General features: G+C 39.8%; 15 protein-coding genes. 5 read left to right on the forward strand and 10 right to left on the reverse strand.

Annotation, left to right across the window (positions count from 1 at the left end; all coding sequences use genetic code 11):
* Positions 1–7 precede the first annotated feature (7 nt).
* Together DI077_RS00355 and DI077_RS00360 are read left to right on the forward strand one after the other, a co-directional pair.
* Positions 8–877 (forward strand): alpha/beta fold hydrolase, encoded by an 870-nt coding sequence (locus DI077_RS00355; RefSeq protein ID WP_242935289.1) that lies wholly within the window; start codon positions 8–10, stop codon positions 875–877.
* A 46-nt stretch (positions 878–923) separates the two neighbouring features.
* A complete protein-coding gene (locus DI077_RS00360; protein ID WP_109021758.1) occupies positions 924–1,286 on the forward strand; it encodes a response regulator in 363 nt (120 codons plus the stop codon).
* Here DI077_RS00360 and DI077_RS00365 read toward each other — a convergent pair.
* Genes DI077_RS00365 through DI077_RS00390 form a run of 6 tightly spaced genes read right to left on the reverse strand, consistent with a single transcriptional unit; the run spans position 1,279 to position 7,316 of the window.
* Positions 1,279–2,058 carry a TlyA family RNA methyltransferase gene (locus DI077_RS00365; protein WP_109021759.1) on the reverse strand — a complete coding sequence of 260 codons (780 nt, stop codon included), beginning with the start codon at positions 2,056–2,058 and terminating at the stop codon, positions 1,279–1,281. The genes DI077_RS00360 and DI077_RS00365 overlap by 8 nt on opposite strands.
* A complete protein-coding gene (locus DI077_RS00370) occupies positions 2,039–2,986 on the reverse strand; it encodes a polyprenyl synthetase family protein (RefSeq protein ID WP_109021760.1) in 948 nt (315 codons plus the stop codon). Before DI077_RS00370 ends, DI077_RS00365 begins: the two co-directional genes overlap by 20 nt.
* A gap of 46 nt (positions 2,987–3,032) precedes the next feature.
* Entirely contained in the window at positions 3,033–3,446 is a 414-nt protein-coding gene (locus DI077_RS00375) for a nucleoside-diphosphate kinase (protein ID WP_109021761.1), read from the reverse strand.
* A 42-nt stretch (positions 3,447–3,488) separates the two neighbouring features.
* Positions 3,489–5,597, reverse strand: coding sequence for a cation:proton antiporter domain-containing protein (locus tag DI077_RS00380; protein WP_109021762.1), 2,109 nt, complete (start codon positions 5,595–5,597; stop codon positions 3,489–3,491).
* Positions 5,598–5,622: 25 nt separating this feature from the next.
* Positions 5,623–6,105, reverse strand: a complete 483-nt coding sequence (coaD, locus tag DI077_RS00385) for a pantetheine-phosphate adenylyltransferase (RefSeq protein ID WP_109021763.1) — start codon at positions 6,103–6,105, stop codon at positions 5,623–5,625.
* On the reverse strand, positions 6,105–7,316 hold the full coding sequence (locus DI077_RS00390) for an argininosuccinate synthase (RefSeq protein ID WP_109021764.1): 1,212 nt from the start codon (positions 7,314–7,316) through the stop codon (positions 6,105–6,107). Before DI077_RS00390 ends, coaD begins: the two co-directional genes overlap by 1 nt.
* An 80-nt stretch (positions 7,317–7,396) precedes the next feature.
* Between DI077_RS00390 and DI077_RS00395 the strand changes: the two genes are divergently transcribed.
* From DI077_RS00395 to DI077_RS00405, 3 genes are read left to right on the forward strand one after another with little or no spacing between them, the layout of a single operon-like run.
* Entirely contained in the window at positions 7,397–8,533 is a 1,137-nt protein-coding gene (locus DI077_RS00395; protein ID WP_242935290.1) for a carbon-nitrogen hydrolase family protein, read from the forward strand.
* Positions 8,517–9,071, forward strand: a complete 555-nt coding sequence (locus DI077_RS00400; protein ID WP_242935291.1) for a hypothetical protein — start codon at positions 8,517–8,519, stop codon at positions 9,069–9,071. Before DI077_RS00395 ends, DI077_RS00400 begins: the two co-directional genes overlap by 17 nt.
* Positions 9,072–10,628, forward strand: coding sequence for an FAD-dependent oxidoreductase (locus DI077_RS00405; protein ID WP_109021765.1), 1,557 nt, complete (start codon positions 9,072–9,074; stop codon positions 10,626–10,628). It begins immediately after the preceding gene.
* A 14-nt stretch (positions 10,629–10,642) separates the two neighbouring features.
* Here the strand turns inward: DI077_RS00405 and DI077_RS00410 are convergent, their stop codons facing one another.
* The 4 genes from DI077_RS00410 to DI077_RS00425 all read right to left on the reverse strand — a co-directional run bounded on the left by DI077_RS00410 (position 10,643) and on the right by DI077_RS00425 (position 14,496).
* Positions 10,643–11,263 carry a hypothetical protein gene (locus DI077_RS00410; protein ID WP_109021766.1) on the reverse strand — a complete coding sequence of 207 codons (621 nt, stop codon included), beginning with the start codon at positions 11,261–11,263 and terminating at the stop codon, positions 10,643–10,645.
* Complete coding sequence (locus tag DI077_RS00415) at positions 11,260–12,078, reverse strand: hypothetical protein (RefSeq protein ID WP_109021767.1); 819 nt, start codon at positions 12,076–12,078, stop codon at positions 11,260–11,262. Before DI077_RS00415 ends, DI077_RS00410 begins: the two co-directional genes overlap by 4 nt.
* Positions 12,079–12,244: 166 nt before the next feature.
* Positions 12,245–13,420: a 23S rRNA (uracil(1939)-C(5))-methyltransferase RlmD gene (gene rlmD / locus DI077_RS00420; protein WP_242935292.1), complete on the reverse strand. Its 1,176-nt coding sequence runs from the start codon at positions 13,418–13,420 to the stop codon at positions 12,245–12,247.
* A complete protein-coding gene (locus DI077_RS00425) occupies positions 13,420–14,496 on the reverse strand; it encodes a quinone-dependent dihydroorotate dehydrogenase (protein ID WP_109021769.1) in 1,077 nt (358 codons plus the stop codon). Before DI077_RS00425 ends, rlmD begins: the two co-directional genes overlap by 1 nt.
* Between the last annotated feature and the right edge of the window lie 47 nt (positions 14,497–14,543).

Genomic DNA, 14,543 nt, shown 5'->3' on the forward strand with positions numbered 1-14,543 from the left:
AAAAAGTATGTTTTCTTTTATCTATAGAACCATCTACCGAAATTATCAATTTCAACGAAACAAATCAATGAAAAATATGGGAGGCATTCCCAAGTACGTAGACCTCGGAGGCCATTCCTTGTTTTTTTGGGATTTCCAAACCAACAGGAAAGACTGTATTATTTTTTTACACGGACTTTTGGATCATAGTTTCGGTTTCAGAAGAATCATTAAAGATTTGTTAGGTGATAAAAAAAGGATCATTTCTTTTGACCACCCCGGCTATGGAAATAGCAAACTTCCGAAGATCAAATATCTATTTCAGATTGATGTCTGGGCAGAACTTCTTTTGGAAGCTTTGGAAAAACTGGGTCTTCAAAATGTGACTTTGGTCGGCCATTCCATGGGTGGTTTGATTGCACAGCATATGGTTCTGGGTGATCAGTCCAAGCGGATTAAAAAATTAATTTTGCTGTCACCAGGAGGGATTCCTCATCCGGAAAGAGAAAGAATGCAAAAGCTATTATTCCCTAAAACGGAAAAACAAGTAGTAGAGCTTCTCACTCATTTGTACGGGTCGGATAGTCCCGAACCGAACTTCCTTTTACGAAAAACTTTAGTTACAGTTTGGAACGGTTGGGAAAACCAATTTTTACAAGAGAACACTCTCAAAAAAGAACACCGAATTTTTCACGGTGATAAGATTCGCGGAATAAAAATTCCGACTCTTATCATTGCAGGTGAAGAGGATGAGATCACGCCTGTTGCGATGATGAAAAAAATGAAGTCCTACATAACAGGGAGTAAGTTGGTTTTGTTGAAAGGTGCAAAACATGCGATTCATTTGGAAAGGTCAAGTGACATAGCCAAGGAAATTAAAGTATTTAATAAACACTGATCTATTTTTACTTTTAAGAGAGAGCCTTGTTGAAAATCGTGCATATATGATGAAAAAGAACATCCTTGTCGTTGAGGATGAACCGTTCCTAGGGCTCAATATCAAACAGAAAATCGAGTCTTTCGGATTCAATGTGATTGCAGTAGTTCCTTCCGGGGATGAAGCATTTCAAATTGTTTCTGAAAAAGTTCCTGACTTGATTCTTATGGATATCAATCTTGAAGGTTCTCTCAGCGGAATGGAAACTGCAGAATCTTTAAAAAATCAATTCTCCGTTCCGATTTTGTTTTTAACCGGATTTTTAGATGATGATCATAAAAGAAAAATCTCCAAAGACCCTTCTTACGGATATTTGATGAAGCCTTTTACTACCGATCAATTGCGAGAAGCAGTCTCCGTTTTCACTTAAGATTTTTTCCTTCCTTTCTCCACCAAAATAAAAACTCTCTATTTCCTTCCGTTCCTTTGATAGGGGATTCTACAATTCCTAAGATTTTTATAGAATGATCCTGTTTTCTGATCTCTCTCCAAACTTGCCGAATGATCCTACCGATCACCAAAGGATCCGTGACAATTCCTTCCGTAAGATCTTTTTCCTTTGCTTCAAACTGAGGTTTGAGTAGGCTAATTCCTTCCCAGTTTGTACCGGGAGATTCATTCGCTAAACGAGTGATTGTTGGAAATACGGACAATAGGGATATAAAACTGAGATCCATCGTGATAAAGATTGAATCGGATTTACCACCCAATAATTCCCAATTCAATTCTTTGATATGGGTTCTATCCAAGACCGTCACAGATTTGTGATTGGCCAGCTTCTGCGCCAATTGGCCATAGCCTACATCAACGGAATAAACATGTTTTGCTTCTTTCTCGAGGAGGATTTGTGTAAAACCGCCTGTGGAAGCACCCCAATCCCAACAGATTTTATTCTTTGGATTTGCTTTCGGAAAAGCTTCCAAAGCACCCAGTAGTTTTTTGGCACCACGGGAAACATACTGTTTGATGATTTCCCGAATTCGAATACTATCTGTTATGCGAACATTGAATCCGATTTTGGTAATCGGTTCGTCATTTACAAGCACCGAGCCGGATAAGATATAAGAAAGGGCTTCTTTTTTATCTTTGCATAGGCCGAGTGAAACTAATCTGTCATCCAGTCTAATTTTTTCTTTCTGCAATGTAGTTTGGCAATCCTTTGAAGAATTGGTTGGTTTCCGATTCCAGTTCGATTGCATAAGAGTAAGCTTTGTCTCTGGAATCATCACGCATTTTTTTTGCCGTTCCCATTCCATAAAGAGAGGGATAAGTTAGTTTTCCCGAGTTTGCATCTTTGCCGGGGGTTTTGCCCAGAGATTCCGCACTTCCTTCCACATCTAAAATATCATCGGTAATTTGAAATAGGATCCCGATTTCTTTGGAATACTCTTTGATCTTCGCTTCTCTTTCTTTAAAATCGGAGCGAAGACGATTTCCTAAAAGAAAACTTGCGATGATAAGTGCTCCTGTTTTTTTCTCATGAATGGAAAGAAGCCTTTCTTTCCGAGACAAACTCTTTCTATATTCGGAGGTTCCGGATTTTCCTTCTTCTTCCAGATCTTCCATTTGGCCTGTGATCATTCCGGGGATGCCGGCACCTTCATGCAAATAATCCAAACAGTCTTTTAGTAGGTTGGCATCGTTTGAATTGATAAAACGTACCAAATAGAATCCCAGAGAATTCAATGCATCTCCTGCAAGGATAGCAGTGGGCACGTCGAATTTTTTGTGACAAGTAGGCATTCCCCTTCGCATGTCGTCGTCGTCCATGGAAGGAAGATCGTCATGGATCAAAGAATAAGTATGTATGCTTTCTATTGCGGAAGAAAGATAAAGCAGGTTATTTAAATTTATATCTTCCGTATTGGGTTTCGGAATATTCTGATTCGCATAATAGCTATTAATTGCTATTGCGGGGCGGATTCTTTTTCCACCGGCTTGTAAGCTGTAAAGAGCAGCCTCGCTGACCCGAGAAGGGGAAAAACCTTTTAAAATAGTTTGGATTGTAGGAATAAAGAAAGGATCGAATAACGATTTTGCGGATTCTAAATGATATGAAAAAGAACTCACTTGTTAACAAATGCCGACTTGGTTTTTACAAGTCGGCTAATGGGGGTTAATTGAGTTCGTAACCTTTGAAGAAAAAAGCGATCTCTTGGAGAGCGTTTTCAACGGAGTCGGAACCATGCACTGCATTTGCTTCTTTACTTTCTGCAAATAGTGCGCGAATTGTTCCCGGTGCCGCTTCTTTTGGGTCTGTAGCACCGATTACATCTCTCCAATGCAATACAGCATTTTCTCTTTCCAGTGCAGCTGCCACGATCGGACCTGATGCCATATAACTGCAAAGGTCATTGTAGAATGGGCGAGCGGAGTGCACTTTGTAAAACTGTTTTGCGTCTTCGAGGCTGAGTTTTAAGGACTTAAGTCCTAGGATTTTAAATCCTTCTTTTTCGATTCTTTGAAGGATATCGCCGATATGCTTGTTTTTAACAGCATCCGGCTTGAGCATGATGAAAGTTCTTTCCATAAGTCCAGAACCTCATAAAAACCTAAAAAAGCAACCGAATCTTTAGGAGTGAAAACGCACCAAAAGAAAAGAAGTAGGCAACTCTTCGATTTTTTCGAAACCAACTTCATCCCAAGTGTCCAAGTCAATGATCACCACCGAAAAAGAGGATAATTTTGAAACCGAAATAGGGTAAGGATTGATGTCTGTTTCCGGTTGGAGTATTTCCTCTAGCTTGAGTTTGGTGGATTTCATGCCTTTGAGGGTGAGTAATTTTTCGGCAAATTTGAGAATCGGGTCGTCAGGAGAATGATAAATGATTCCCACTTTGTCGTAAGATTCCAAACCGTTGTCTATGAGTACTCCTACGGTCGCAGGAGTGTAATTTAAAATTCCTTTGATTTTTCCTCCGGTATAACTTCGGGAAAAAAGAGATTTTGCAGCACCGATCAAAAGCAGATTGGAATGTTTTTGTTTGGCAAAATTTACGATTTCGTAAGTGATATTATCAGTTGTTCTATATTCCGTTCTCACTTCCATCCCGAGTTCAACCCCGGTATTGCGAATGGATTCAAAACTGGCTTCTCTGTAATTTGTCAATTGTTCATTGGTCAGAGAATCGTTCGGAGAAATATGCAAAGCGGTGATATCCAGGTTTTTCTTCTGATTGCCGGAAAGTGCATACGCTAATCGTACCAGACTTTTTCCCATTTTTTCCTGAGCAAAAGCGACTACCACATGGAGTTTGTTTTCTTCCGGTTTTTTAATTTCGCTCGGTCTTTGATTTGCGGAAAACCATTTTTGAATCCCATCTAACGCAGGTCCGGTGGACGCCGTTGTAACCAAAGCCATCAGAACAAATACTGCAAAAATTTCCGGGCTTAAAATTCCCAAATCGTAACCTATATTCAAAACTACGAGTTCCATAAGCCCTCGTGTATTCATCAAGGCCCCTACGGATAAGGAATCTTCCCAGGTAGATCCTGCTATGCGAGCAGCAATTGCACTCCCTACGAATTTTCCGATGACTGCAATCAGAATGACAAGTCCGAGTACCATCCAAAGTTTCGGATCATTCAAAAGTGCAATCTGCGTTCTTAGTCCTGTGACTGCGAAGAAAATAGGAAGAAATAAAACTACGGAAAGATCTTCTATCTTCTCAGCGATCAGCTTTTTTAAATTTCCTTCGGAAGGCATGATCACTCCCGCGAGGAAAGCACCGAATAATGCGTGAATTCCGATCACCTCCGTGGAGAAGGAGGAAATGAATAGTATCAATAAAATAATCGATACCGCGGTTTTTGTGAGGTTTTCTCTGGAGATATAGATGGATCCTAATCTTTTGAGAAAAGGTGCCACTAGAAATAACATTGTTAGCAGATAGGCAAAGGAAAGCCCGATTGTAAATAGTGCGGTATTTAGGCTGCCTGCTTTGGAAATAGTTACGATGATGGCGAGTAAAATCCAAGCAGTGATATCATCTGCAGCAGCGCAGGTCAATACCAGAGCGCCTAACGGAGTTCGCGTGAGGTTTCTCTCTTGCAGGATGCGAGCAAGTACGGGAAAGGCGGTGATGCTCATTGCAATTCCTAGAAACAAGGAAAAAGAAACGAAGGAGATATTGTCGGGAGCGTAATCCTGGTATAAATAATACGCTAAAATCATTCCTAGAAAAAAAGGAAAAATGATACTCGCATGACTGATGATAACTGCGGTGTGAGCTTTGTTTTTTAAAACTTTTACATCCAGCTCCATACCGATGATGAACATAAATAGAACCAAACCGATCTGGCTGAATGTTCCCAAAGTAGGTAAGCTTGATTTGGGAAAAAGAAATCCCATCGTCTCCGGAAAGAAAAATCCGAGCAAGGAAGGTCCGAGCAAAATACCTGCGACGATTTCTCCGATTACACTGGGTTGGTTTAATTTTCTGGAGAATATATATCCTACAAATCGGGCAAAAGATGCTACGATTATGATTTGTAAGAACAAAAGAGCAAGAGGGTGTTTGATTTGGCCAAGAATTCCTTGTATCAAAGTTTCAGGATCATCCTTCTTTACGATGATCGCATGAGTTTCCAAGTCCGTACCTAATTGAATCAGGTAGTAAGCAAACAAGCCAAACCCTATTAGGGTTAATGCGTAAAATAAGGTAGATTTGGTTTTTGCCATATTGGTATTCTTAGGATCTAAATCTTTATCCGTGAAACTTTTTCAAGAGAGCTTCATTCACTACATCGGGAACCTGATTGGAAACAGCTCTACCGTGCCGTGCTACTTCTTTGACGATGGTAGATGATACAAAAGAATACTCGTTATCCGCCATCAGAAAAAAAGTTTCGATCTCAGGAGCTAATTTTTTGTTCATTAAGGAAATTGCATATTCATAATCGAAATCGGTAACGGCACGCAATCCTCTTAAAATGACTCTTGAGTTTTTTTTTCGACAATAGTCTACAGTCAATCCTTGGAACGTATCGATCTCGATATTTTCCCAGCCATGAAGAACTTTTTCTATCAACTCGACTCTTTCCTCTGCTGAGAAAAGAGACGATTTGTTTGAATTGTTTGCAATTCCAACGATGATCTTATCGAACAACGGATGAGCTCGTCGAATGATATCAAGATGGCCATTTGTAAATGGATCGAAGGAACCGGGATAAACTGCAACCGCTCTCATTATGATTTTCTAACTCTTGCCCATTCTTTCATAGGAAGCCCGTAAAGATTGATAAACCCTTCCGCATCATATTGATTGTACAATTCTTCCTTCTCAAAAGTAGAAAGACCAGCATTGTAAAGCGATTTGTCCGACTTTCGCCCAACAACTGTACAATTGCCTTTATAGAGTTTCACTCTTACCGTACCTGCAACAAACTGCTGGGTATAGTCTATATAGGCCCGAAGAGCATTCATCTGATTGGAATACCATTGACCGTTATAAATATAGCGGGCAAACTCTTGAGAAAGTTCGTCTTTTTTGTGTTGGGTATCCCGATCCAAAGTAATGGATTCCAAATCACGGTGGGCAATATGAAGAATCGTTCCGCCCGGAGTTTCATACACTCCTCTTGATTTGATACCGACTAACCTGTTTTCAACGATATCGACTCTTCCGATTCCGTTTTTTCCGCCCAAGTCGTTGAGTGTTTCCAGGACTTCCAAAGGATTTAGTTTTTTGCCATCGATGGAAACACAGTCCCCTTTTTCAAAACCGAGTTCAAGGTAAGTAGGTTTGTCCGGAGCCTTTTCCGGAGAAACGGAAAGAACAAACATATCTTCCTTCGGTTCATTATAAGGATCTTCTAAAATTCCACCTTCGAAGGAAATATGCATTAGATTTCTATCCATCGAGTATGGTTTAGCAGCTGTTACGGGAACAGGGATTCCTTTCTTTTTTGCATATTCGATGAGATCCGCTCTTCCTCCGAATTCCCATGTCCTCCAAGGAGCTATGATTTGTAAGTTGGGGGAAAGTGCTTTGAAAGTAAGTTCGAAACGGACCTGATCGTTCCCTTTTCCCGTGGCGCCGTGAGCAAACGCGTCCGCACCTTCTTTCTCTGCAACTTCCGCCATTGCTTTGGCAATCAAAGGACGTGCAAGAGAAGTTCCTAAAAGATAACGCATTTCATAAATAGCGGATCCGCGAATGGCAGGGTAAATAAAATCGCGGGCAAATTCCAATCTTAGGTCTTGGATATAAACTTTGGATGCACCCGTGCTTTTGCCTTTTTCTTCCAGGCCCGTAAGCTCTTCTTTTTGGCCCACATCGGCACAAAATGCGATGACTTCGCAACCATAGGTATCTTTCAGCCATGCCAAAATCACGGAGGTGTCTAAACCGCCGGAGTATGCGAGTACGATTTTTTTTGGAGAAACTTTCTCTTTCATAGATTAGGGTCACTCTATGAGAAAAATGGAGGAAGACAATAAAATATTGTTCTAGTTTGGATTCAGTGTAAAATATACGAATGCGTTGGATTTGTTTTTCCTTCTTAGTCATTCTACTTACAAACTGTTCCAAAACCGAACTGGATCTGCAGACCGCTTTGGCAAAACAACCTAAGCCGGAAATGGAGATTCAAGTTGAAGGCAAACCGCAAAAAGGGTATTTGGTTGGAATCGAGCCTTATTTGATTCAATCTTCCTATTCAACGGACGAAGCATTCTATCAGAGTTTAAAAGTTTACTTTGATTATGCGAAAAGGGAAGAAGTTCTGCCTGTGGAAAGAACGGTTGTTGTTTTGCCGGAGTATATCGGAACCTGGCTTGTGGCAAGCGGTGAAGACAGATCTCTTTTTGAGAAACCTACAGTCGGTGATGCAATGGAAACCGTTGTTCTCAAAAATCTGGGTAGATTTGTTTGGTTTTATTTATTCGGAAATAATTCTTCAACGGATAGTTTGAAAGAAACTTTGTTCCGGATGAAGGCATGGCAAATGGCTCATTCCTATCAAACCGTTTTCTCCCGTTTGGCGAAAGAATACAGAGTTGCGATCGTTGCCGGTTCCATTATTTTGCCGGAGCCGAAAGTTGTTGAAGGAAAGATCACCGTTACGGACGGACCTTTGCAAAATGTAAGTTTTTATTTTCGCTCTGACGGTGAGGTGGATGAGCGCATTACCCGAAAATCATTTCCTATCGAAGACGAAAAAAGTTTTATTTCCGGATCCAATCCCGGGTCCAATCCATCCATCCTCACTCCCTTGGGAACTCTTTCCACTTTAGTTTGTGCGGATTCCTGGTATCCTGAGGCGTACCAAAATGCTTCGAATCAATCGGCAACTTTACTCGCGATCCCTTCTTTGCTTGCTCCTGCAGATGCATGGGATAAAAAATGGAATGGGTATAACGGTGGAAAAACGCCGAAAGATGTAAACACGAAAGATATAAATCAAATCACGGAATGGCAGGCGTGGAAAAAGTATTCTCTCTTGGGAAGGGCGGAAGTACATCAGATTAAGAATGGTATGAATGTATTTTTTCGAGGACAAATATGGGATATCATAGCAACAGGGGATGCATTTCTTTTGCAAAACGGAAAGCCTGTTGCGGTAAAACGGAAAAATCTTAAAAATTTAGGAAGAGTTTATGCATTGGGAATCTGAAAAATTTTCAAGAAAAGGTTTTTTGAATCGTGTGAGTTTTGCCGGCTTATTATTTGTTAGTTGGGCTTGCGCGGATGAAAAAAAGGAAAAATATCTTTTCTTTTCCGATTATGAATTGAAAATCCTGGAGGCGTGGGCCATCTCTGTACTTCCCGGTGAAAAGAATGTGTCGGATTTTCGCCAAGCGGAAGTAATGCGTCGTTTGGACGAGGAGTTTTATTTCGTATCCGAAGAGATTCAGGAAGAATTCCATATGGCCATCATCGGTTTGGATTATCTGCCTTTTTTCTACGGCCACTTTTCCCGGTTCCATAAACTTTCTAAGGAAGATAGGATTTCCTTTTTGGAAAAAACAAAAGATACGGATTCGGATGCCATAAGAGCCATTATCGGAAATTTGAAATTAGTTACCTTTCTCGCCTATTACTGCCACGAAAGCACTTGGAAACAAATCGGATACGACGGCCCTTTCGGCAATCCTCCCGAAAAGTGGAGCGAGTCCAGAATTCATTATAAAAAATCGGTAAACGTTAGTTAAATGAAAGTAGGAAATTACAGAAACTGGAAATCGTATTCTCACGGAGAAGAAATTCATACGGATGTGGTCGTGATCGGATCTGGGTGCGGTGGAGCGACTCTTGCCTATGAACTTGCCAAAAAGGGAGTGAATGTTGCCTTGATCGAACAAGGAGGCAATTATCATACCGGGACTTTCGACAATAACGAATTGAATATGGCGGGGAAAATTTCCGCCGAAAGAAATTTTCATACTACTTCCGACGGGAGTGTTTCTCTGGTGTATGGAAATAATTTAGGCGGCGCCTCAGTACATTATTGGGCGGACAGTTACCGAACACCGGATGACAGATTGAAACTTTGGAATCGCAAATACGGGGTTCTGGGACATCTTTCTGAAGATCTGTCTCCCTATTGGAATGAGCTGGAAGAAAACTTAAACGTAAATCCGGCTGCTGAACCCTACTTCAATCGAATGAACCAACTCTTTCGCGGCTCTGCGCAGAAGTTAGGTTGGGAAGGACATGCAGTCCCCCAAGCTCGAAAAAATTGTCAGAAGTCAGGGCATTGTATGCAAGGTTGCATGTTTGGCGCCAAACAGTCACAGTTGGTCACTCATATCCCAAGGGCGGTCGCTTTGGGAACCGATGTGTATACGGATCTTCGCGCTGAAAAATTGCTGATTCAAGGACAAAAGGTCGTAGGATTGGAAACCATTTCCATTGACAGAGGAACACTTCGCCCTGAATCCAAAAAAATCATATTCAAAGCGAAAGCGGTTTGTGTTGCCGCAGGTGGATTCGGAAGTTCCACATTCTTACTTCGCAACGGATTTAAGGATAGGTTGCCTATGCTGGGGGAACATCTTGCCATTAATCCATCCCCTATGGTTCATGCTTTGTTCGAGGAACCGATCATTCAATGGAGAAATATCCCTGCGGCTTACGGGGTCGAAGCATTTCGGTTAGCCGAATATAGAAACGGGGACTATAGACAAGGCGGATATATGCTTATGCCGAACCAATTGCAACCGGCAACTCTTGCGGCACTCATTCCGGGATTCGGAAAAGAACATTCCGAATTTATGGAGCAGATGCCGAGATTGGGAGGAACCATCGGTTGGATTGATGATGTCGAAACGGAGCTTGGGCGCATTGAAGTGGATCGATCCGGAAAAAGAAAAATTCATTATCCTTTCGGCAAGATCACAAAACAGATCTTTAACGATCTTACATACAAACAAATGATTTTGAATTTTGAGGCGGGAGCGAAGGAAGTATTCCTTCCCGGTTTCAAAACCCATCGATTTTCCAAACTCCCGAAATGGGAAGAGATTCGATCTTTAGAATGGAGGGCGGGAGAATTCCCTATGGCGGCGCCTCATCCTGCAGGAGGATGCCGTATGGGAACTAATGTTCATAATTCGGTTGTCGATTCCACTCACAGAGTGCACGGATTCAAAAATCTATTCGTTTCCGATTCTTCGGTATTTCCTACGGGTGTAAGTGTGGATCCCAGTTTTACCATTATGGCATTCAGTAAAATTGCCGCAAAACAGGTGATTGGTGAGATTGTATGATACTGCGTTTCGAATTAGTTGGCAAGTGGTATTAGATTGCTGCAATAAATATCATCATATATGATTTTTTTTACGATATCCGCTTTATCAAAAACATAAGAAGTCTTGTCGAACGGCATACGTGCTAATAATATGAAATGCCGGTATAATTTTACCTTATTTTCATAAGTATTTGATAAAAGTTTAGTATTATCTTTTTTTAAAAGTTTATAATTCAGTTTGTATTTTATATTATTCCATGTAGGAATTATTCCAAGTGTGTAGAATGTTAATATTTCATTGAGCGCAATGATATTATGCTCAATGAAAATATCTTGTTCAAGCTCTACTATATAGTTATATTTTTCACTAAAATCTTCAATTTTTTCTAAATCAGAAATAACAATAAAACTTGTTAAGCATCGACAATTATTAATTTCTTTGATTAATTCCATTTTATAATAATTTACTGCATTTTCGTTTAACTCTTTTTTGTTACCGTATAAATCGAAAAAATTGGTTTTTAAACGAAAAAGAACCGGTTCCAATCTTGGTAAATTGAATTTAATGTTATTTGTAAACTTGGGATTTTCATATACACTTATACAATTAGATAAAATTAAAGTGATAAATATAAATCTAGCAATCTTTATCATTTTTTGTTCGTTCCAATTAATGCTTGGGCTTTTTCTTTCCAGTAACCAGCCTTTTGTTTTTTTATGAATTCAGTATAAAATTTCTCTTCAGCTGATTTTAATGTGATCGATTCCGGATTTGAGTATAAGGCACTAATTGCATTCTTAAGATTTTCTTTTTTTAATGTTCCGTCCTCAGGTATTATTATTGCTTTTTGTTTTTTAAATTTACCTAAACTTTCCATCATTGCATTATACAATGGATCAGGGCTTAATATAATTGTTCCATCAGGATCATCCGAAGTCGTTTCTTCAATTGTAATTTTGAAAACTCCCGCAAAGTTAAAATTTCCGGGTTTTGCGGTGATAGGAAAAACTTTAAAACTATCATATAGATTAAACTTCATCTGTATGTTGCGAGTACAGTCACTACCACAAGGCATAGAGTAAGTTATATTTTTTAATGCGTATTTTTTCTCAGGATTAATAAATAAGTAAGTCTGATAGCCATCGAACTCAATGAAATTTGAAAGAAAAACGGAATCTTCACCATTTTTTACTTCAAATGGCTCTTCCGGAATAACAGGGCTAGTAATTAATTTTTTCCCTTCGTGATCAACAGATATCACTTCGACAATTTCAAAGTTACCATATAGATCTGCCGTTGAGCCAAATAAAAATTTATTATAAAATCTATATTGTCCGAAGGCAAATATTGAATGTCGTTTCTGCTCGTTATTATTAGCTGGATCGTATAGTCGTAGATCTTTCGATTTACAATTTAAGAAAGTAAATAATAAAATTATAGAATAGCAATACTTTAAGCAAATTTTCATATTTTGAAATCAATACTTTGAAGCCGTCTAATACCTGTCAAATCTTATTTTAGCGAAAACGCATAATTCCCGATAACCAAATTACCTGCGTTACGTCAGGTGGATAAATTAGTTATGCGAATAAAAGTATTTTATTTTAAGATTCTTGGGTTTTTTGGCGTTATTATTAAGCTTTCCGATTCAAAACGGCGACCGTTTCCAAATGATCCGTTTTGGGAAACATATCCACAGGTTGTAAGGAACTTAGATAATAATTTTTACTTAAAATCCTGACATCATCTCTGAGGCTGATCGGGTCGCAAGATACATAAATGATTTTTTGTATTCTTGAATTTGCCAATTCCAAGGCTACTTCTTCGCCTAATCCCGATCTAGGGGGATCGAGGACAACCGTGGAATAATCTTGTGCAAGTAACATTGGTAAGGTTTCGGAAACTCTTCCTTTTCTGAATTTTACATTGGAAATATGATTATTTTTCAACGCTTCGATCGCTGTTTTGTGGGAATTCGGATTTTCTTCCAGACCGATCACTTCTTTTGCCACACCGGACAACCAAAGTGAGATCGTTCCGATTCCGGAATAGGCATCGATCACCCGACTCCCTTTTTCTATTTCATCCAGGATCAAATTGTACAAGCTGGGAGTTTGGGAAGGATTGACTTGTAGAAATGTGGAAAGTCCGACTCGAAAGCGGTATTTTCCGATGGATTCATTGATGTAAGGTCTTCCCCAGAGAAGATTTTCTTCTCTACCGAGTGCCATCGAAGTATGACGCAAATTGATATTTTGAATGATGCCTACCAATTTTCCGTATTTGCCCGATTTACCAATACGGTCTGTTATGTGATTGTGCAATCTTTTGGATAAATCTTTTGGATGAGGGATATGTTCTTGAGCAGTTACAATTCCCACTAAAATTTCTTTTGTTGTGAATGATTTTCTGGCAACGAGGTATTTTAAAATTCCTCGTTTGGATTTTTCATTATAAGGAGGGAGGCCTTCTTTGCGGGCCCAGAGTTTGACTGCCTGGGTAATTTCGGTTAACGCCTGTTCTTGGATTAAACATTCGTTTTGATCTACGATAAAAGTGGATTCCCTATTGAATAGACCCAAAGTTGTGATTACTTTTTTGCCGATCACTCTGCGACCAAAAGGCAATTGTAATTTATGACGGTAGAGTTCGGCGGACGGACTTGCAAGAATCGGTCTTATTTCCACATGGCGGAAAGCGGAAAATGTCTCTTTCAGAAACTGTTCCTTTTTACTCAGTTCCTTTCCATAATCCATGGAAAGATTCGTACAACCGCCGCAAATACCGAAATGACCGCAGGAAGATTTCACTATTTTACTCTACTATTGTTTCCGACAATTTCCGCTATGTTTTTAATATTGTTTTTTAGCAGATAACGATCGAGATAGGCGTTGATCGTTTTAGGTAAAAAAGGACCTTCATAGATATAGCCGGTATAAATCTGAATGAGATTGGCGCCTGCCTCGAACATCTGCAAGGCTTTGGCTCCGGAATCGATTCCACCGACTCCGATGATGGGAATTCTCCCTTTCAATATTTGATATGCCTTAGAAACGAAATCCAAAGATTTTTCAAAGAGAGGATTTCCCGATAAGCCGCCTTCCGGATGAGGGCCTCCGCCGAGAGATTTTTTGTCCAAAGTAGTATTTGTGAGAATTACTCCGCTTGTTTTCAAGCTCAGACAAAGTTCCAGATTTTCATTTAACTCCTGTAAGGAGAGATCAGGTGCGAATTTCAAAAAAAGTGGAATGGGGAAATTTCCATCAAAGCCTTTTTTGATTCCGGTGATGAGTTCCGTCAGCGCTTCCTTGGATTGGAGAGAACGAAGTCCTGGTGTGTTAGGCGAACTTACATTGACAACCGCGTAATCAGCAAAAGGGACTAATTTTTGAAAACTGTAAACATAATCGGATACGGATTCTTCCAAAGGGGTGATTTTGGATTTTCCTGCATTGATGCCTCGAACGCCTGATTTTTTTTGAAGTTTCAAAAGTTCTGCAACCCGATCCGCTCCCGGATTATTGAAACCCATTCGGTTGATCAGTGCTTTTTCTTTTCCATAACGGAAAAGTCTGGGTTTTTCATTTCCCGGTTGTTCTTTCGCGGTGACGGTTCCTACCTCTACGGACCCGAAACCCATGTGAATCAGAGTAGGAAATAATTCCGCGGTTTTATCAAAACCTGCAGCGAGTCCCACAGGATTTGGAAACTGAATCCCTGCCACTTCCTGGGAAAGTCGAGGTGAATTGTAATTAAAAACAGAAGATAATGTTTGGTTTAAGAAAGGTACTTTTTGGGACAAATGGAAAAAAGAAGAAGCCAAATGATGTGCGGATTCCGGGTCAAACTGGAATAAAATAGGTTTGAGTAGGTTCTGATAGAGCAATGGAAGATCCTTTCGTTCAGCCTTTTTTCTTTGTTATTTCTTACAAT

It is taken from the genome of Leptospira kobayashii (genome assembly GCF_003114835.2).
GTDB lineage: Bacteria > Spirochaetota > Leptospiria > Leptospirales > Leptospiraceae > Leptospira_A > Leptospira_A kobayashii.